This window comes from Verrucomicrobium sp. BvORR106 (assembly GCF_000739655.1).
Taxonomy (GTDB): Bacteria; Verrucomicrobiota; Verrucomicrobiia; order Verrucomicrobiales; family Verrucomicrobiaceae; genus Verrucomicrobium.
In genome coordinates this window covers 192944-210204 of the sequence record NZ_BATR01000092.1, presented here as the reverse complement: position 1 = coordinate 210204, position 17261 = coordinate 192944, and the positions used below count along the sequence as shown (strand labels likewise).

Here is a 17261-nt window from a genome sequence, read left to right as displayed (position 1 = left end):
CATTGATGCACTACATTTCCTCATGGATCACGATGCCCGGATCCGCCATCACCCGGGCCAGATCGATGACGATGAGGCAGTCTGCCGTCACACCTTTGAGGAACTGAGATTGGATGCCCGGCATGGCAGGCAAATTCATCTGGAGCGCGCCCACCGGCAGAGTCACCATGCCCGTGACGACATCAGCAAGCAGCCCAAATTCCAGGTCATTCCCCTGAACCAGAATCACGCGATGCAAGTCAGTGATGCCTCGCCCCGGCAGATCGAAGAATCGGCGCAGATCCAAGACCGGCAGAATGCGCCCGCGCACATTCACCACGCCTGCGACAAACGAGGGCGCACAAGGCAGCGGTGACAGATCCTTCAGAGGATACACTTCCCGTACAAACTTGGCCTCCACCGCATAGCGCTCTGCCGCCAGGGCGAACTCCAGCACATGCAGCAGGGTGTCTGGTGCCGCCGGGGTTTCCGGCACCCGGGCCAGCTCCATCGCCCGGGCCCGCAACAGCATCCGGTCCGCCTCGGCAGCCTGAACATCAGCGTCTTCTCTGAGGGCAGCATTCATGAATGAAGTGAGTCTTCAGGCACCAGTGATGCAATCGTCTCCATGAGTCTTCCGGCCGTAAGTCCCTCTGATTCCGGCAGCAGATGATCATGCGGCAGTTCTTGTAACAAACGGGTGGCCTGGGCGAAATGGCGCCCCGCATCCCGGTGTCTGTGGGCTCCTAGAGCCAGATGGCCCAGGGCGAAGTGAGCCAGGACAAAATCAGGATCCAGGTACAGGGCCTTCCGAAAGGAGATCCGCGCCTGCACGTGATCCCCACTCTCCATGAGCACCATCGCACGCAGATAGTGACTGGCTCGATTCATCTTGTCAGATGCAATCCAAAGGTCACACCACTCCAGAGCCTCCGTCAGTCGGCCTTGGTTCCCCAACGACCTCGCCAGCAGCCCAAAGATTTCCGCCTGCTTCTTTGCAGGCTCCGCCAAGGCCAGCAACATGTCCGTCGCACTGACGTATCTCCCAGCCTGAAAATGAGCCAGTGCGGCTTCGTAGCTAAGGGGCGTGGGCGGCTCTTGATGCGTCACCGCCCGTCCCTGGAGTAACTCCAGCACCGGAGGGCTGGCAGGGCGCAGAATGTCTGATTGAGCCGCCGGATACCTTCCCTCAGGCCATTCGCTTTTCAGCTCACCTGGCGGCATGGATTCTTGAAGGTCCTCGCCCGGCTTCTCATAGAAAGACAACCCTCCATGGGATCGCTGCACCCAGCCGGGGAAATACACAGCTGAGGCTTCCGTGGGACTCACGCAGAGCGTCCCCCCCACCACCAGACATAGCCTGATCCGCTCAATCACCTTGTTGATCTGGTGAGGCGTGAAGTACATCAGCACATTCCGGCACAGCACGACATCCATGGCATTGGTATCCGTGGCCAGGGAGGGATAAAGATCATCGACCAGATTAAGATGAGCAAAGCTCACCAGATCCTGCACTTCGGGGAGGATCTGATAGCGCCCCGCCCCCACCTGCGTGAAGTATTTCTGCTTCACACTCGGTGCCACTTCGCGGAAGGACCACTCTCCGTACACGCCGCCAATCGCCTGCTTCAGGAACTTCGCGTTCACATCTGTGGCCAGCACGGTGACCTGCCATTTTTTCAGATCAGGCAGCAACTGCGTGACCAGGATGGCCAGGGAGTAGGCCTCCTCTCCGGTGCAGCACCCCGCACTCCACAACCTCAGGCGTTGCTCACCACCCCGCCTCTCCCGGATGATCGCTGGCAGCACCTTTTCCGCCAGGTACTGAAACGTCCTGGCATCACGGAAGAAATAGGTCTCACCGATGGTGAGGTGGTTGGCCAGCAGTTGCAGCTCCTTCTTCGCGGTAGGCTCTGCCAAGACACGTTCGGCAAGCGCGCCCGCATGCTCCAGCCCCAGTTCCAGGGCCGCACGCCCAAGTCCGCGCTCCAAGTCAGGCCACCGTGTCTCGGGATAGGAGAGCCCCAGCCGGTCCGCCACCAGCGCACTGAGACGTGCCCAGTCCACCTTCTTTCTTTCGTGACTACGGGTCATGCGCCCCTCCCCCACCCCCTGCACCTGCCTGGTCCAGAGCCAGCTCTTGATCCGGCGTCAGGCACTTTTCCAAGTCGCATATCACGATGAGCCCGTCTTCCAGTTTGACGAATCCTTGCACCGCACCTTTGCCATCGATCAACTCATCGGCCTTCAGGATCATTTCCGCAGGCACATCCGCCACCTGTTCCACATCATCCACCAGCAGAGCCAGCGCCCGACGGCTGGAGTGCGCGAGGATGAAGTGGTCCGTTATCAGCACCCTTCTCATCTCGCCGTTTCCCCGCCGGAATTTTTGGCGCAGACTTATCACTGGCCGCATCGCTCCTGCGACATCGACTGCACCCACTACCACTTCTGGAAGTTCAGGGATGGGAGTGACTTCTGCGGCTCTCACCACTCTCTCCACATTTGCCAAAGGCAATCCATAACGGGATCCGTCGAGAGAGAACACCACAAGCTGGGAGGTGAGACTCATGCGGGAAAGCATCCGTCCTCAAATGCGCGGTGGTCAGGCCCTGTTGTTTGCCGCCTTTTTCGTGACGGCTCAATTCACCAAGTTTTCCCACACGCCACCATTTAAGACGATCCTTTCCCTCTCTGGCAAGGAATGTTTTCAGGTCATCCAGGATGAACGGTTTAGCATGATCCACACCAGCGATTCGATGTATTTAATTTATATGGAAAAAATAACGGGCTAATTGAATTGCAGTTTTGCATTACATAGCCAATACTTTCATTAGATTATTTTCACGCTGCAACCCGCCCGTTCGCCATGTTGGTCCTACTGGTTGAAGACAATCCGGCTGAGGCCCGGCTTACTCAGGAAGCATTGCAGGAGACCGGATTCAAATATGACCTCAAGATTGTATCCGATGGCGAAATGGCCACGCAGTTCCTGCGCCGGGAGTGCGGCTTTTCTGAAATGCCCACCCCCAACTTGATCCTTCTGGACTTGAACCTCCCCCGCAAACACGGCCGGGAGGTGCTGCAGGAAATCAAGTCTGACCCCCTGCTCTCTTTCATCCCCGTGATCGTCGTTTCCAACTCTCACGCTCCCGACGACATCAACGAAGTCTATCGTCTTCAAGGCAACTGCTACCTCACCAAATCCGCAGATCTGGACGAGTTTTTTTCCGCCATCAAAGCCCTCGCAGAATTCTGGTTGAGCAAGGCCAAGCTCCCTTCCGAATCCGGTCGCTGAGTCGAACGCCTGGCGCACTCCGCAAGTCTAATACATCCAGTCACTTCATTAGTTTCACATCCTTCACCCCGCTCAAGACTCCCCACGATTCTCCTGCCATGAACACCAAGCGCATCCTGATCGTCGACGATGACATGCCTCTGGCCCAGTCACTCAAACTGAACCTTGAAGACACCGGCCTTTTTGAAGTGTGGATTGAAAATCATCCCTCCCGGGCGCTGGCCACAGCCAGAGCGTTTTCACCCGAACTGATCCTGCTGGATTACATCATGCCTGGAATGGATGGCGGGGATGTCAGCTCCCTTCTGCATCAAGACCCGTATCTCTCCCATGTGCCAGTCATCATGATCACCGCCCTCATCTCCAACAGTGAAACCGGAGACGCAGGCGTCGTGTATCGCAACGGACACTACATGGTGGCCAAGCCCATCAAGTTCGACAATCTCCTTCAGTGCATTGAGACTTCTCTCAAGTCCGTTGCCGTGGCCTAAGCGGCCCCCACCGTCCTGGGATTGCGGGCTGGCCATCCTGCCGTAAGGTGGGACATGTCTGCCCGCCCCCTTCTTGTCTTCCTGCTCTCCACGCTCGTTCTGACTGCCCTCGGCTGGAGTGCCGATCCCAAGTCGCCCGCCCTGCCGCCGACCTCAGATGTCAGCCCGGCTGTCGCAGAGAAACTCATCAAGGAGGGCAAGGTCACCGTCATCGACGTGCGGACCAAAGACGAGTTCGACGAAGGGCACATCGCAGGTGCGAAGAACATCGATTTTAAGCAGCCCGATTTCGAAAAGCAGCTCGGCGCTTTGGACAAGAGCAAATCGTATCTCGTCCACTGCCAGGCAGGCGGTCGCAGCAAGGCCTCAATGAGGTTCTTCGAAAAGCTGGGGTTCCAGTCCATCTATCACCTCAATGATGGCATCATGGGGTGGGAAGAGGCCGGCAAGCCGCTTCAAAAGTAGCGATTGGGCGACCTGCAGGTCCGCGACTACACCCCCGGCCTGATCCGAACCGAGACGAAAGGACGTCCGGGGCGACGTCATAAAGGGACAGACACTTTATTGGATGCCATAAAGGGACAGACACTTTATCGGGCCCCGGGCAGTGACCTCGCTGCCGCCAAACAATCTGCAATCTTCTGACGCGCAGGTCCGCATCCTGCTTATTCCATGTAGCCACAGAGCCTTTTCGCTCTCTCCCGTCTCAGCCCCCACCCTATCGATCCCGCTTCATGGAAACACTTGTCCAGCCCTGGAAAACCTTCTCCGCAACCCTCGGCCTGGGAGTATTGAGCGAGGGCTGGAATCTCGCCGAGGTGCCGGATCCCGGCACCGCCCGGGTCTTCACCGTCGAGGTCCCCTTTGCAGAGTCCTTTGCCAATCCCCCGGTCGTCCACGCCAGCCTCACTGGGTTCGATATGGACCACGCCTACAGCGGCCGGCTCAGCTTGAAAGTCAGCGAGATCACGCCGTCCGGCTTTTTCGTGAACCTGCACACCTGGGATGACACCCGGGTCTACGCCGTAGAACTGAGCTGGCTGGCCATCGGGGCGTAGACAGCGCTCAGGGACTATTCTTGTACCAGCAATCCTTGAAGACGTTTTGTGGTGTCTTCACGGCTCAAGCTCCCAGACGCCACGTCAAGCACAAGGGTTTCCCATGCATCGATTGCATGGGTGGTGATGGCATCGTCTGGAAGCAATCCGTTCTGTTCGAGGAACACCAAACAAGAAGCCAGCGCCACCCGCTTGTTGCCATCAACGAAGGCATGATTGCAGCACAGATAGTACAGATAAGCGGCGGCGATTTCCACCGCATCGGTAAACATGGGTTGCCCCATCATCGACGCCTGCGGTGCCGCCACTGCGGATTCCAACAAGGCTTCATCTCGAAGACCAGCAGACCCGCCATGAGCCGCCAGAACTTCATGATGGATGGCCTTTACCGCCTCAGCGGTCAGAAAGATCCACGCACTCATGACAGCCGTCTGAACACTTCGGAGTTCCGTGAAATGATCCGCTTTGCAGCTGCCGCAGCGTCTTCGGTACTGACGGATTTTCGCAGAGGCGTGAGTGTGACTGTCCCTCCTTCATGCACTTCCACGTTCACCTTATCCCCTACTTGAAAGTGAGCCATATCCATCAAGGCGGCATCGAAAATGAGACCCTGTGAATTTCCGATTTTGGTAATCGTCTTGACCATGCCGTAAAACTACGTTTTACACCCGAATTCCGCAAGGGAAACTTTGTCACGCGGGACCAACCCCAGCCAGCCGCGCCACCAGCCCCGTCCACCGTTCCCGCGCCCCTGCCTGGCGGGCCGCCATGCCCAACGCCTTGGACTCCCCCACCACAACGACCAGCTTCTTGCCCCGCGTCACCGCCGTGTAGATCAGGCTGCGCTCCAGCATGACGAAGTGGGCCATCGCAAAAGGGATGACCACACAGGAAAACTCACTGCCCTGGCTTTTGTGGATGGTGATGGCATACGCCAGTTGCAACTCGTCCAGCTCACCTGGCTCGTAGGCGACGTTCCGCCCGCCGTCGAATTGCACCGTGATTTTCACCGGCTCACTTTCGATGCTGGCGATCCGACCGATGTCACCGTTGAACACCTCCTTGTCATAGTTGTTCCGAATCTGAATGACCTTGTCCCCCGCCCGGTAGATCTGACCGAAACGCTCTACCTCGAACCCCATCTGACTGCCAGGGTTCAGAGCCTTCTGTAGCACTCCGTTCATCACCCGGGTGCCCAGCAGATTCCGGTTCATGGGGCAGAGCACCTGAATGTCCCGCACCGGATCAAAGCCATAGCGCGCAGGCAGACGGTCCCTGACCAGGGAGACGATCGTGTCCTGGATTTCCTGCCCCTCTCCCCGTTCGAGGAAGAAGAAATCACCATCCGCCGCCGGCTTCAGATCCGGCATGTTGCCCTGGTTGATGGCATGGGCGGCCGTGATAATCCGGCTCTCCGCCGCCTGCCGGAAGATCTCCGTCAGCCGGACGCTGGGGATGGCTCCGCTGACGAGCAGGTCATGGAGCACCGCGCCCGGGCCCACGGAGGGGAGTTGATCTGCATCTCCCACCAACAGCAGGTGCGCCTCTTTGGGCAGCGCCGCCAGATATTGCGCCATGAGTGGCGCATCCATCATGGAGCATTCATCCACAACAAAGTAGTCGCCGTCCAAGGGCTTGAGCGCATTGCGCCCCCAGACTCCATCTCCTTGAAACTCCAGCAGCCGGTGCACGGTCCGCGCCTCGCGGCGGGTGCTCTCTGCCAGCCGCTGGGCCGCCCGGCCCGTGGGCGCACCCAGCACCATCTGCACCTTTTTGGCTCCTAGAACGGTCAGCACTGTGTTGACGATCGTCGTCTTGCCCACCCCCGGTCCGCCTGTGAGGATCAGCACCCGCTCCTGGAGCGCCCGCTCCACCGCCTGGCGCTGGCTCGGCGCGAGCTGCCGCCCTGTTTTTTCCTGCGCCCATTCCAGGGCCTTCTCCATCTCTATTTCCGGGAACCCTGCCGGCCGCGATGCCAGCTCCAGCATCCGTTTTGCGATGGATTGCTCCGCGCGATACAGGGGCGAGAGAAAGATGCGCAGACCGTCCTCCGCCTTCTCAGACACGAGGGCCGGCTCCCGGAGCATCTCGCTCAACACCGACTCCACCAGCACCGGATCCACCCCCAGAATTTCGCCCGCCTGCTGCTTCAGCACCGCTTCTGGCAGACATGTGTGCCCCGCCTCAGACGCCTTTTCCAGCGCATACATCAGCCCCGCCCGCAGCCTCTGCGGTGCCTCGGGAGCAATCCCCATTTGCCCGGCGATCTCGTCGGCCGTCTTGAACCCCACCCCGTGGATGTCCATGGCCAGCCGGTAGGGATTTTGTCGCAGCACCTCCACCGCCTCCTCCCCATAGGTCTTGTGGATGCGCAAGGCCCGGGCCGTGCTGATGCCCCGCTCATGCAAGAACACCATGATGTCGTGGATGGACTTCTGCTTCATCCAGGAATCTCGAATCTCCTGCCGTCGTTTTTTGCCGATCCCCTCCACTTCCTCCAGCCGGGCAGAGTAATTCTCAATGATGTCGAAGACTTCATCGCCAAACTTTTCCACCACTCGCTGGGCATACTTGGGCCCGATCCCATCGATCAGGCCGCTGCCCAGATACCGCACGAGACCATCCGAGGTGTCGGGCCGCGAGAGCCGCATGCTGGCCGCCTTGAACTGCCTGCCATACTCCGCATTCTGTACCCATTCACCGGTGGCCTCGATTCGCTCACCCGCCACCACTCGGGGCGTCTTCCCCAGCACAGCCACCACTTCACTGCTGCGGTCCGGCCGCACCTTGAGCACACAGTACCCCGTCTCCTCTGTGTGAAATGTCACCCTCTCCACCAACCCGCGAAGCCGGGCATGCTGCGGGTGGGAAATGGAGGGTGGCATGCTCCGACCTTCCCGCATCCCATTTCCAGATTCCAGAGAAACTTCACCTCCCCCGGCACAACATCTGCCCCCACTTCCAATTCCTGACGGATTTCTCCGGGTAAGTTTTAAGTTTGTCGTTTGCAGTCTCAATCATCCTCCCTACTCTCGCGCCCATGGAACTCTTGGCTGCCCTTCCCCTCTTCGACTTCTCCTGGGTCTCACAACCCGAGGCATGGATCGCCCTGCTGACGCTCACCGTTCTGGAGATCGTGCTCGGCATCGACAACATTGTTTTCATCAGCATCCTCGTGGACAAGCTGCCGGCGGCCCAACAGCCCCGGGCCCGGTTCCTTGGTCTCGCTCTGGCGATGATCACGCGCATCCTCCTGCTGTTCTCAATCACTTGGGTCATGTCGCTCAAGGACGAGCTCTTCAACGTTTATGGCCATGGCATCTCCGGCAAGGACCTTATCCTCATTGGCGGCGGATTGTTCCTCCTCTTCAAGAGCACCCATGAGATTCACGCCAAGATCGAAGGCGACCCCGAAGGCGATGTCGACAAAAAGGCCTCCAAGGGTGCTGCGTTCGGCATGATCCTCTTCCAGATCGCCATGCTGGACATCGTGTTCTCCCTCGATTCCGTGATCACCGCCGTCGGCATGGCCAAGTCCATCATGGTCATGGTCATCGCTGTGATGATCGCCGTGGGCTTCATGATGATCTTCGCCGGTGCCGTGAGTAACTTCATCAACCGCCACCCCACCATCAAGATGCTGGCCCTCAGTTTCCTCATCTTGATCGGCGTGATGCTCATGATCGAAGGCCTCGCCCCTGACAAGGCCCACGACCTGCACCTGAAGAACTACATCTACTTCGCCATGGCCTTCTCGATCATGGTGGAGTTGCTCAATATCCGTGCTTCCCGCAAGAAAGGCCACTCGGTCAAGCATCCCGAGATTCCCACCAAGGCGGCTTAAGCTGCCTCTCCCTGGAGACGGGCGTTCCCAACGACCCGTCTCCGGGTTTCCGATCAATCAAAGAGCGATCCGACCGCGGAGAAGATCCCCTCCATGATCAAGCCAAACAGCTCAGCGCTGTGGGCGACGTCCAGCCCGTCGAGAACTTTTGAGAGCGTCCGACGGATGCCAAAGATGGCGAAGCAGAAGAAGAGCAACGCCAGCACTGCCAGCACAAAGCCCCAGCCGTCCATCTTCAGAGAGAAGGTGTACCAACTGCCACCCGCAGAGCCCATAGCCAGGATCGCCGAGACCCACCGTGACCAGGCCGAAGCCACCTGCACCTTCAGCTTCAAGAGCTCTTCCTTGGTCGGCGCATGCCCCTCTCGCCGGCTCATGCGCAACCCCGCCCGCTGGGCATTGCGGACAATCCGCTCGTCCTGACGCGTCAGATCACTCACGGGGGCAGCTCGGGATTCGACCGCACATCGAACTCCAGATCACGCGCCCGGCTCCCACCCCACTCGGAATAGGGATGCTCCGCCAAGCGTGAGTTAAAGTACCTGGGATCATGAGAGACCTCCGTCCCCGCCCAGGAGGGCTTGTCGAAGGGAGTCTCCTCAGAGGGCAGCTCGATCTCGGCCACTACCAGTCCGGCATTCTCCCCATGAAACTCGTCGATCTCCCATACAAACCCTCCATGAGCCCGGAGGTAGCGGGTCTTTTCAATGAGGGGCGGGAGGCACATCTGCAGCATCAGTTCTGCATCTGCCGGCGGGATGGCATACTCAAACTCCGCCCGGGACAGGCCTGAGCGGGCCCCCTTGATGGTCACATAGGCTTGAGAGCCCGCCAGGCGGACTCTCACCGTGCGCTCCTTGTCACGACAGAGATACCCCTGACGGTAGGCCACCCCAGGGGGCCCAGACCGCCAGAGATTGGAGCAAATGAGGAACTTTCGTTCGATCTCGACTCCCATGGTCGTGACCCTACTTTTTGGGCAGATGCTCCTGCACCACGAGGGAGAGCAGCTTGGCTTTCTCCTGCAGATCCTTCACCTCAGGGAGCGTGAAGGCCTTTCCTTCCGGCACATCCAGCAGTGGCAGCATCGCCGCCAGGCCGTCGTGCAGGTCTTTGATGTAGGGTTGCTCCTGCACCGTGGGGTGCAGAGACTCCAGGCTGGCCAGGAAATACTCCACGATGTCCGCCCGGCCCAGATTGCGGCTCTTTTCCTCGCTGTAATTGGACGCCACCGCCTGGGTGCTGATTTCAAAGGCCCGGAGCCACCCACCAAGAGAGATGAGGTGCGCCACATCGGCATCGCGGAGGAGCACCATTTCTGCCTCCACATCCGCTTGCGTGGACGCCAGTTCCTTTCGCAGCGTGTCCCAGTCACCCTTGATGCTGTTTTCCAGCAGGCTCTGGCTGTGCTTGTTGATCCGCATGCCAGCACCCAGTGCCTTGGCGTACTTCAGCAGCGCCCGGCCCACGTTGTCCATCTCCTCGATCTTCTCGCACTGCACCACGAGAAAGCCGTCCCCGATCAACACTCCCAGACCGAGGGCGATGAGCACGCGGTCAGAGGGAGCTTTGTCACTGATCGGGCGCTTGAGTTGGTCATAGGGCAGCGTGCCCAAGGCATCCAGCTGGTCAAAAATCTTCCGGATCGAGGGCGTGGTGAAATCATTGACGCCGAACTCTTCCCGAATGTGCTCATTGCCCACCAAGTCCTCGGGGACGACGGCCTTGGTTTTGGCTGGTTTGGCAGGAGCCTCCTCCTTGCCCTTGCCCGTCTTGGCCTTTTCCTTCTCCTGGGCCTGTGCCATTCCACCAAGCGCCACGGACGCCATCAGCAGACCACCGACGAGGCGCTGACTGACGTTGCCTTCAAACCATGTTCTCATGCCGCGCATCCTAGGCGGACTTTTCAGGATTGCCAATTTTTCTGCATGGCAGGCAGGGGATGGCGGACAGCCGGTGGAGAGCATAGCGGGATTCGACACGGATCACCTCGAAGTGTTGTCGAAGTCTTGGCCAAAATCGAGAACTCGGCTACTCTGCGCACGTTTCCTGCTGGAGGGAGAGGGAATCCCCCCGTGGGCTTATGTTGCGTCGGAAATGCCACTTGACGACGCCTCAGCCCTTAACATCCTTCCGTTTCCGTTTTTCGTGCTCTGCCTCAACGATTAAATCTCTTTATGACCGATTGGAATGTGACCCTCTGGCTCGTGTGCTATGTGGCCGTGTTCCTGGGATTGAGCGTGTTCGGAGCCCATCGCTTGCGGATTCTCTGGCTGTACTGGCGTCACCGCAAGGCCGAGCCCCAAGTCACCAGCACCTTTGAGACCCTTCCTCAGGTCACCATCCAGCTCCCGCTGTTCAATGAGATGCACGTGGTGGACCAGCTTCTGGAAGCCGTCAGCCAGATCGACTACCCGCAGAATCTCCTGCAGATCCAGATTCTGGATGACTCCACAGACGACACCACCCAAGTCTGCGAAGACGGTGCCGCCCGGCTCCGCGCCCGTGGTTTCGATGTCGAGTATCGCCATCGCGACAACCGCACGGGTTTCAAAGCAGGGGCACTGGAGGAGGCCATGCCCTCCGCCAAGGGCGAGTTCCTCCTCATTTTTGACGCCGACTTCCTTCCGCCCTCGGACCTGCTGCAGAAGATGATCCACCACTTCAGCGACAAGAAGGTCGGCATGGTACAGGCCCGCTGGGGGCACATCAACAAGCGCGACAGTCTGCTGACCCGCCTCCAGGCCATGATGCTCGACGGTCACCTGGTGCTGGAGCAGACCGCCCGCAGCCGCGGCGGATTCTTCCTCAATTTCAACGGCACCGCAGGCATCTGGCGCAAGTCCACGATCATCGACGCTGGCGGCTGGGAGCACGACACCCTTACTGAGGATATGGACCTCAGCTACCGCGCCCAGATGAACGGCTGGCGCTTCGTCTATCTGAAGGACATCCTCGTCCCCGCAGAACTTCCGCCAGACATGGATGGCTTCAAGAGCCAGCAGCACCGTTGGACCAAGGGAAGCATTCAGGTGTGCAAGAAGATCCTTGGCACCGTCTGGCGCAGCGAGGAACCCTTGTCCGTCAAACTCGAAGCCACCGCCCATCTGGCCGCCAACTTTGCTTACCTCCTCATGTTTGGCGTGGTCATCCTGATGTACCCGGCCAACTTCGTCTTCCAGAACTCCTGGCAGAAAGCCGTCTTCCTGGACCTTCCCGTCTTCTTCTTCGCCAGCTTTTCGGTCATTCTTTTCTATCTCACTGCCCAGGGTGCGCAGCGCCCTTGGGGCTGGCTCAAGGCCCTCCCGTACCTGCCCCTCCTGCTGGCACTGGGCATCGGGATGTCCATTAACAACGGCAAAGCCGTTCTCGAGGCCCTCTTCAATCAGCAGTCCGAATTCGTCCGGACCCCCAAGTACGGCCAGCAAACCGCTCCTGTACGCAAGCGCAGCAAATACAAGGCCGCCCGCTCCGTCACCTTCTGGATTGAAGTTGCCCTTGCCGGATACTTCTCATTCCTGGTCGTCATGGCCCTGATCAAAGGCCAGTGGATGTCGGTCCCCTTCCTGGCCATGTTTCAGTTCGGCTTCCTCTACGTGGTGGTCGGCTCCATGAGCAAATGGTGGAGCTTCCCCACCCTGTTCCCCCCGGCTCCTCCGGAGGAACCTTCCCAAGATCCTGCTGTGGCTTGAAGTTGGCACAAAATTCGCTATCGTTACTAATGACGGGAGCGGTGGTGCGAAATTGATGGAAAAATTGAGCAACTTTTGCTCCCGGCACACTTATCCGCCGCCACTCATTCCAGTGGCGCGGGTTGGAAACCAGACATCCAGCTTGCAAATCCATTAACATCGTTTAATTAGTTTTACCACCCCCAGTTGTGAATCACCGGCTCTCGTGCATGAACTTCCGTCGCCTGTCTTCCAACCTGACCAGATCCCTCTGTGTCGTCGGAGCAGCCACTTTGCTCAGCCAGTGCACCACCAGCAAGGTGGACCGGAATGCCAATGTGGTCGTGAGCGTGAAGGAGCAGAAGCTCGCGCTCTACTCCAGCAACGGAACGCGTCTCAAGGAGTACCCGGTTTCCACCTCCAAGTTTGGCTTGAACGACAAGCCCGGAGCCTACGGCACCCCGCTCGGTCGGCACGAGATTGTGGCCAAGATTGGTCAGGGTGTGAAGCCCGGATCCGTTTTCAAGAGCCGCCAGCTCACTGGCGAGGTGCTCAAGCCGGACGCCCCCGGTCGTGATCCCATCGTCACCCGCATCATGTGGCTTCGCGGGATGGAATCCCAGAACAAGAACGCCTACGGCCGCTGCATCTACATCCACGGCACGGCTGAGGAGCGCAACGTCGGCAAGCCCGTCAGCTACGGCTGCATCCGCATGAAGTCGAAAGACGTCGTCGATGTTTTTGACCGCACCAGCATTGGCTCCAACGTCCTTGTGGTGGAAGGCAAACTGCCCGGCCATGTCCCGGCCGCCATGCCCTCCCCTCTGCCTGCCACCCCGGAGAACGCCCCTCCTATTTTCCTTAGCCCGAATCCCAACATGCAAGGTCCTCTCGGCAAGCCTGAGGGCACCGAGGCCATGCTGGCCCAGTCGAAGCAGGTTGCGCCTGTCTCAGCCCCCGCTTCCACGACGGCTCCCGTCAGCCATGCCGCCCCCTCCGGCCCGGCCCCCGAGCTCGCTGCCAATACCACGCCATCCGCAGCTCCTGCCAAACGGTCCCTCTTTAACTTTGGCAACATGCTGCGTCGCCTCAGCCCTGAGGAAGAGGCCGTCTCAGCTCCCGCACCTGCCCCTGTTTCCACGCATGCGGCACACGCTCATGCCCCAGCAGTTGCGGCCGCTCCCAGCAACGGCTCCCCTTCGCCCGCCCTCGCCTCCGAAGAGGAAACTCCAGTTCCTGGCAGCGAATCCAGCGCGGGCAATTTCGCCTCCCGTCGGCTTCAGAGCGGTGCCACCGTCATCTATTCTGCGGCCAGTGCCACTCCTGCCACCCCAGTGGTGTTGAAGTCCAAGCGCACGACGCCCCAGAAGAAGGTCGCCGCGGCCACACCTTAAGCAATTCTAATGGAACCGTCTCCGTTCCAAACTGGCGGAGACGGATGGCAAGTATCGAGGCTGCATGGACAGCACGTCGGCAATTCATACGGGCAAGCGCGACCGTTGCAGAGACTTACTTCCCCGCTGACTTTCTCCCAGCCCCTGAGCGCCGACCTCTGCACGTACGCATCTTATGACTCGATCAGAGATCGCGGACCAGATCGTCGCCATCCAGCAATTCGCCCATAACCCGCAAAACTCCCGGCTCGTTCTGGCAGGTGTCATCAGCGGGATGCTGCTGGCAGGTGGGTCCATTGCGATCTATCAGCACTTGTGGGAAGGCCAGCACTCATGGCCCAAGGCATCGCTCGCGGTCGTCCTCATCTTGATGCTTGGCCCCATGATTGCCTGCATCACCGTTGTGGAGCGACGAAAGCGCCGCCACTTGGAGATGCACCCCGCTCCCGTTTGCCCGCACTGTGCACTCCCCTTTTCCAAGTACAGCTCCTCCACCAGGCTGCGCGCCATCGGCTCCTGCCCCCGGTGCAAAAAGTCCGCAGTGAGTGATCCTCGCTTCCAAAACGATCCCATGCTCGCCAATGAGGAGACACTCCTCGATCACGATGACTTTTGCGCCCGGGTCGAGTCCTACGTTCGTGAGGGCCGCCGCTGGAGATGACCCTTGCTCGCGTCGATCCTGATCCTGCCTTCGGCCGGTATTGCCATGGCCGTCCACCAGCAGGCGCTTTCCGCAAAATGGGGAGGCCTGGCGTGGTTTGTCGCCAGTTTGCTGGGCTTGAATCTCGCCATAAAGATATCCAGCAGCCTCAAGCGTCCGCCCGCTCTAACCTGCCCTCGTTGTCAAAAGCCACTCGACCACCGGACCGCGCACACCAGCGAGTGCCATCATTGTCATCATCAAATCATCGATCGTACCCCGTACTTTGCGCAGGGCGATTCCATGCCCTGAAAGGCTACTGCCCCGCCGTCTTTCCAGCTTCCGCCACCACCCCATCCCTTGCCAGCACCATCCGGAAGCCAATCGTGTCCCGCCGGGCATTGACCGGCGTGGCCATCCTGGCTGAAGACAGCAGCTCATCGGGATTCGAAGTGCGCCAGTTGCCTCCTCGCACCGTCCCCATCACCGTCGCCCCGGGTTGTTTCGAAGCGGCATTGTCATAGTCGGTGTCCACCCACTCGCTGACATTCCCGGCCAGCCCGGTAAAGCCCTTTTTGCTCATGGGCAGCGACGTCACCGCGCCGAGCGCCGGATAGCGATCGTCGTAGTTGGGAATCGTGGCCGTCAGGCTCATACGACGGGCTCCCGCCTCGTCAGCGAAGTTGTCGATCCCGCGCGGCGGCGGCCAGTCATAACCCCAGGGATAGACACCCCGGATGCGGCTGTTGCGCTCCGCCGGATCACGTCCCCGCTCCAGAGGTAGCCCCACTGCACGACTCCACTCTTCATCGGTCGGGAGCCGATAGCGGTCACGCTTTTCGATCAAACCAAGCTCACGTTCCTTCTGAGTAAACCATTCGCAGAAGCTGCGGGCTTCAGCCCGGTCCACCGCCACGACCGGGAAGGCCGCGCCCTTTTGCTGCTCGGGTGCGGTCCCTGGCCTTCTTGCACCGGTGGCTTTCACAAATTCTGCATAGTCCCGCCGCCGGGTCTCAAAGGAGGCCATCAAGATGTCCCCCAGTGGGATGAACTTCATGCCCATGGAATTCCGCCACTCCCGCCCATAAGTCACATTGCGCCGGGCCTCCATGTCCGCGTAGAGTTCGAGGAGTTCATTCTCGCTGACGTTCCCCTCCAACACAAAATCGGTCATTCCCTCACCCTTCAGATCATACTCGACATCGCCTGTCCGCACCCGGGGTAGCTCCAACGGCGTGATGCCTAGCAACTCGTCTCGCTGGAAGACCTTCACCCCGCTCGGGTTCGTTCGCACCAGTACACTGCCGTAACCCTGGCGCTCCACGCGCAGGGAGAACGCCAGGCCCTCTCGCGACTCGTCCCGGTTGTTGTCCACGCCCGGCACACCATCCACGTCCGGCAGAGTTCCACCGCCTTCCGCATACGGCAGGGGTTCGATCTCGTAGTGATGCTCGTTGGCCAGGAATCCCTTGGAACGGTCCGCATCCGCCAGCCAGTAGCGGAACGCCTCGATATCACCCGGAGGCACCACCACAATATAGATCGGGTTCTTCTCTCCACGCAGCAGATAAGGCACCACCCGCCCCTCGAAGGGACGCCCCGTCGCCTTGAGAAACCCGTCGAAGGCCTTCATCTCCACCGGACGCTCGCTGGCGTGCCCCGCCTGACGCGGTAAAAAGGTCATGCTCAGGCTGTTCACCCACCGCTCGCCGGGCTGCGGCAGTTTGGAGGGTTCGAGCTTCAACTCATAGGTGGTGGGAGCCTTCTTGTCAGCCCGATGCTCCACCTCCTGCAACCGGAAGCCCGCCAGCCGCAGCTGATAGATCGCCGGCACGCCTTCTGATGGATTCAGCGACAGTGGCGTCACCCCCAGCTTGAGTCCGTTGGAGTACACTTCCGCCCCCGGCGGCTCAGTCCGCAGATTTAGAAGCGGCTCCGCCCGGCGCAAGGAAGCCTTCACCGGCTCTTGTCGTGCCACCCAGGCCCCCAGCCCCACCAGAAGCACGGCCGCAGCCACACCAGCCATGATCAGCTGCTTGCGTCTGGCCCCTCGCTCAGGCACACGCTGCCCCTGGAGCGCCAGCACCATGTCCTGAGCAGAGGCATATCGCTCCGCCGCGTGCTGGGCACAGGCCCGGCAGATCACCCGGTGGAGCAGGCGCCACTGCTCCATCCCCTCCCCGGTCTCTTCCGCGCTTGGCAGATCGGGAAAATCCAGCCGGTCCTTCCCCGTGCTGGCCTCATACAAAACCATTCCCAGGGAAAAGATGTCCGACTGCGCGCTTCCCGGGCCTTCCGGTGCCACGAAGCCTTCTGTACCGACAAAGCTGCGCTGACCCAGCAGCGCCACCAGCCCGATGTCCGCGAGTCGGCACACACCATCAATGAAGATCAGATTCGAGGGCTTCACATCGCGGTGGATCAACCCATGCTCATGCATGAAGTGCAGCGCATCCGCCACCGTCTCCCCGAGCTTCAGGCACTCCGCTGCCTTGAGCCGCTTCACCTTGTGCATCCGCGCCGTCAGCGTGAGGGAGCGATAGGTCTCCGGATCGATGTCCCTCCCCCGCTCCACGTCATCGGCCAGCTCCATGACATAGTAGTAAAATCCCTCCTGGTCGTTTCGTCCGACCTGAAGGATCGGCACCAGACCGGGATGTCGCCGGGAGACGGGCTCGTATCGCTTAATCGCCTCGAACTCACGTTCGAAGGCCTCGGGGTAATCATAGTCCGCCCGCCAGACCACCTTCACCGCGCGCAGTGCCCCGGTCACCCCACGTGCCAGCCACACCTCTCCATAGGCCCCACGCCCAATCAGACGCAGAGTCTCATGGTCATGGATGCGAGGGCGGCTGCGATCGCTGGAAGTAAATGGATTCACGATTC

The 17261-nt window shown here is 59.9% G+C and carries 19 protein-coding genes; 10 read left to right on the top strand and 9 right to left on the bottom strand.

The window, feature by feature from the left end; translation table 11 throughout:
* Positions 1 to 10 precede the first annotated feature (10 nt).
* From BV106_RS14780 to BV106_RS14770, 3 genes are read right to left on the bottom strand one after another with little or no spacing between them, the layout of a single operon-like run.
* Positions 11 to 565, bottom strand: a complete 555-nt coding sequence (locus tag BV106_RS14780; protein ID WP_038165849.1) for a chemotaxis protein CheW — start codon at positions 563 to 565, stop codon at positions 11 to 13.
* Positions 562 to 2073, bottom strand: coding sequence for a CheR family methyltransferase (locus BV106_RS14775; protein WP_051945851.1), 1512 nt, complete (start codon positions 2071 to 2073; stop codon positions 562 to 564). Before BV106_RS14775 ends, BV106_RS14780 begins: the two co-directional genes overlap by 4 nt.
* The gene (locus tag BV106_RS14770; protein WP_038165938.1) at positions 2063 to 2551 is read right to left on the bottom strand and encodes a chemotaxis protein CheW; all 489 of its coding nucleotides are present in this window, start codon (positions 2549 to 2551) and stop codon (positions 2063 to 2065) included. Before BV106_RS14770 ends, BV106_RS14775 begins: the two co-directional genes overlap by 11 nt.
* Between BV106_RS14770 and BV106_RS14765 the strand changes: the two genes are divergently transcribed.
* From BV106_RS14765 to BV106_RS35615, 5 genes are all read left to right on the top strand, one after another.
* Positions 2550 to 2774 carry a hypothetical protein gene (locus BV106_RS14765; RefSeq protein WP_265595690.1) on the top strand — a complete coding sequence of 75 codons (225 nt, stop codon included), beginning with the start codon at positions 2550 to 2552 and terminating at the stop codon, positions 2772 to 2774. The two genes, BV106_RS14770 and BV106_RS14765, sit on opposite strands and share 2 nt — an antisense overlap.
* A 74-nt stretch (positions 2775 to 2848) precedes the next feature.
* The gene (locus BV106_RS14760) at positions 2849 to 3277 is read left to right on the top strand and encodes a response regulator (RefSeq protein ID WP_038165847.1); all 429 of its coding nucleotides are present in this window, start codon (positions 2849 to 2851) and stop codon (positions 3275 to 3277) included.
* Positions 3278 to 3375: 98 nt separating this feature from the next.
* On the top strand, positions 3376 to 3768 hold the full coding sequence (locus BV106_RS14755) for a response regulator (RefSeq protein ID WP_038165846.1): 393 nt from the start codon (positions 3376 to 3378) through the stop codon (positions 3766 to 3768).
* 54 nt (positions 3769 to 3822) lie between these two features.
* Entirely contained in the window at positions 3823 to 4233 is a 411-nt protein-coding gene (locus BV106_RS14750; protein WP_038165845.1) for a rhodanese-like domain-containing protein, read from the top strand.
* A gap of 269 nt (positions 4234 to 4502) precedes the next feature.
* The gene (locus BV106_RS35615) at positions 4503 to 4826 is read left to right on the top strand and encodes an H-type lectin domain-containing protein (RefSeq protein ID WP_051945847.1); all 324 of its coding nucleotides are present in this window, start codon (positions 4503 to 4505) and stop codon (positions 4824 to 4826) included.
* A gap of 14 nt (positions 4827 to 4840) precedes the next feature.
* Here BV106_RS35615 and BV106_RS14740 read toward each other — a convergent pair whose 3' ends face one another.
* Both BV106_RS14740 and BV106_RS14730 read right to left on the bottom strand, forming a co-directional pair.
* Entirely contained in the window at positions 4841 to 5248 is a 408-nt protein-coding gene (locus BV106_RS14740) for a type II toxin-antitoxin system death-on-curing family toxin (RefSeq protein ID WP_038165844.1), read from the bottom strand.
* Positions 5249 to 5518: 270 nt separating this feature from the next.
* Positions 5519 to 7711 carry an ATP-dependent RecD-like DNA helicase gene (locus tag BV106_RS14730; protein WP_051945874.1) on the bottom strand — a complete coding sequence of 731 codons (2193 nt, stop codon included), beginning with the start codon at positions 7709 to 7711 and terminating at the stop codon, positions 5519 to 5521.
* A 155-nt stretch (positions 7712 to 7866) separates the two neighbouring features.
* Between BV106_RS14730 and BV106_RS14725 the strand changes: the two genes are divergently transcribed.
* Positions 7867 to 8670, top strand: coding sequence for a TerC family protein (locus BV106_RS14725; protein WP_051945845.1), 804 nt, complete (start codon positions 7867 to 7869; stop codon positions 8668 to 8670).
* 53 nt (positions 8671 to 8723) lie between these two features.
* On the opposite strand, the gene BV106_RS14720 is transcribed toward BV106_RS14725, so the two are convergent.
* From BV106_RS14720 to BV106_RS14710, 3 genes are read right to left on the bottom strand one after another with little or no spacing between them, the layout of a single operon-like run.
* Positions 8724 to 9110 (bottom strand): hypothetical protein, encoded by a 387-nt coding sequence (locus BV106_RS14720; protein ID WP_038165840.1) that lies wholly within the window; start codon positions 9108 to 9110, stop codon positions 8724 to 8726.
* Complete coding sequence (locus BV106_RS14715; protein ID WP_051945843.1) at positions 9107 to 9628, bottom strand: CYTH domain-containing protein; 522 nt, start codon at positions 9626 to 9628, stop codon at positions 9107 to 9109. Before BV106_RS14715 ends, BV106_RS14720 begins: the two co-directional genes overlap by 4 nt.
* Positions 9629 to 9638: 10 nt before the next feature.
* The gene (locus tag BV106_RS14710) at positions 9639 to 10553 is read right to left on the bottom strand and encodes a hypothetical protein (protein WP_265595689.1); all 915 of its coding nucleotides are present in this window, start codon (positions 10551 to 10553) and stop codon (positions 9639 to 9641) included.
* Between the two features lie 294 nt (positions 10554 to 10847).
* On the opposite strand from BV106_RS14710, the gene BV106_RS14700 reads away from it, so the two are divergent.
* The 4 genes from BV106_RS14700 to BV106_RS38510 all read left to right on the top strand — a co-directional run bounded on the left by BV106_RS14700 (position 10848) and on the right by BV106_RS38510 (position 14687).
* Positions 10848 to 12362, top strand: coding sequence for a glycosyltransferase (locus BV106_RS14700; protein WP_038165835.1), 1515 nt, complete (start codon positions 10848 to 10850; stop codon positions 12360 to 12362).
* Positions 12363 to 12571: 209 nt separating this feature from the next.
* Positions 12572 to 13735: a L,D-transpeptidase family protein gene (locus BV106_RS35610; protein WP_051945841.1), complete on the top strand. Its 1164-nt coding sequence runs from the start codon at positions 12572 to 12574 to the stop codon at positions 13733 to 13735.
* A gap of 175 nt (positions 13736 to 13910) precedes the next feature.
* Entirely contained in the window at positions 13911 to 14396 is a 486-nt protein-coding gene (locus tag BV106_RS14690; protein ID WP_038165832.1) for a hypothetical protein, read from the top strand.
* Between the two features lie 3 nt (positions 14397 to 14399).
* Positions 14400 to 14687, top strand: coding sequence for a hypothetical protein (locus tag BV106_RS38510; RefSeq protein ID WP_265595688.1), 288 nt, complete (start codon positions 14400 to 14402; stop codon positions 14685 to 14687).
* A 4-nt stretch (positions 14688 to 14691) separates the two neighbouring features.
* Here the strand turns inward: BV106_RS38510 and BV106_RS14685 are convergent, their stop codons facing one another.
* Entirely contained in the window at positions 14692 to 17256 is a 2565-nt protein-coding gene (locus BV106_RS14685) for a bifunctional serine/threonine-protein kinase/formylglycine-generating enzyme family protein (protein WP_038165828.1), read from the bottom strand.
* Positions 17257 to 17261: the final 5 nt, after the last annotated feature.

Bases quoted from the DNA above. Each gene is read 5' to 3' on its own strand.
- BV106_RS14780 (WP_038165849.1), bottom strand. From the start codon at position 565: ATGAATGCTGCCCTCAGAGAAGACGCTGATGTTCAGGCTGCCGAGGCG.
- BV106_RS14775 (WP_051945851.1), bottom strand. From the start codon at position 2,073: ATGACCCGTAGTCACGAAAGAAAGAAGGTGGACTGGGCACGTCTCAGT.
- BV106_RS14765 (WP_265595690.1), top strand. From the start codon at position 2,550: ATGCGGGAAAGCATCCGTCCTCAAATGCGCGGTGGTCAGGCCCTGTTG.
- BV106_RS14770 (WP_038165938.1), bottom strand. From the start codon at position 2,551: ATGAGTCTCACCTCCCAGCTTGTGGTGTTCTCTCTCGACGGATCCCGT.
- BV106_RS14760 (WP_038165847.1), top strand. From the start codon at position 2,849: ATGTTGGTCCTACTGGTTGAAGACAATCCGGCTGAGGCCCGGCTTACT.
- BV106_RS14755 (WP_038165846.1), top strand. From the start codon at position 3,376: ATGAACACCAAGCGCATCCTGATCGTCGACGATGACATGCCTCTGGCC.
- BV106_RS14750 (WP_038165845.1), top strand. From the start codon at position 3,823: ATGTCTGCCCGCCCCCTTCTTGTCTTCCTGCTCTCCACGCTCGTTCTG.
- BV106_RS35615 (WP_051945847.1), top strand. From the start codon at position 4,503: ATGGAAACACTTGTCCAGCCCTGGAAAACCTTCTCCGCAACCCTCGGC.
- BV106_RS14740 (WP_038165844.1), bottom strand. From the start codon at position 5,248: ATGAGTGCGTGGATCTTTCTGACCGCTGAGGCGGTAAAGGCCATCCAT.
- BV106_RS14730 (WP_051945874.1), bottom strand. From the start codon at position 7,711: ATGCCACCCTCCATTTCCCACCCGCAGCATGCCCGGCTTCGCGGGTTG.
- BV106_RS14725 (WP_051945845.1), top strand. From the start codon at position 7,867: ATGGAACTCTTGGCTGCCCTTCCCCTCTTCGACTTCTCCTGGGTCTCA.
- BV106_RS14715 (WP_051945843.1), bottom strand. From the start codon at position 9,628: ATGGGAGTCGAGATCGAACGAAAGTTCCTCATTTGCTCCAATCTCTGG.
- BV106_RS14710 (WP_265595689.1), bottom strand. From the start codon at position 10,553: ATGAGAACATGGTTTGAAGGCAACGTCAGTCAGCGCCTCGTCGGTGGT.
- BV106_RS14700 (WP_038165835.1), top strand. From the start codon at position 10,848: ATGACCGATTGGAATGTGACCCTCTGGCTCGTGTGCTATGTGGCCGTG.
- BV106_RS35610 (WP_051945841.1), top strand. From the start codon at position 12,572: ATGAACTTCCGTCGCCTGTCTTCCAACCTGACCAGATCCCTCTGTGTC.
- BV106_RS14690 (WP_038165832.1), top strand. From the start codon at position 13,911: ATGACTCGATCAGAGATCGCGGACCAGATCGTCGCCATCCAGCAATTC.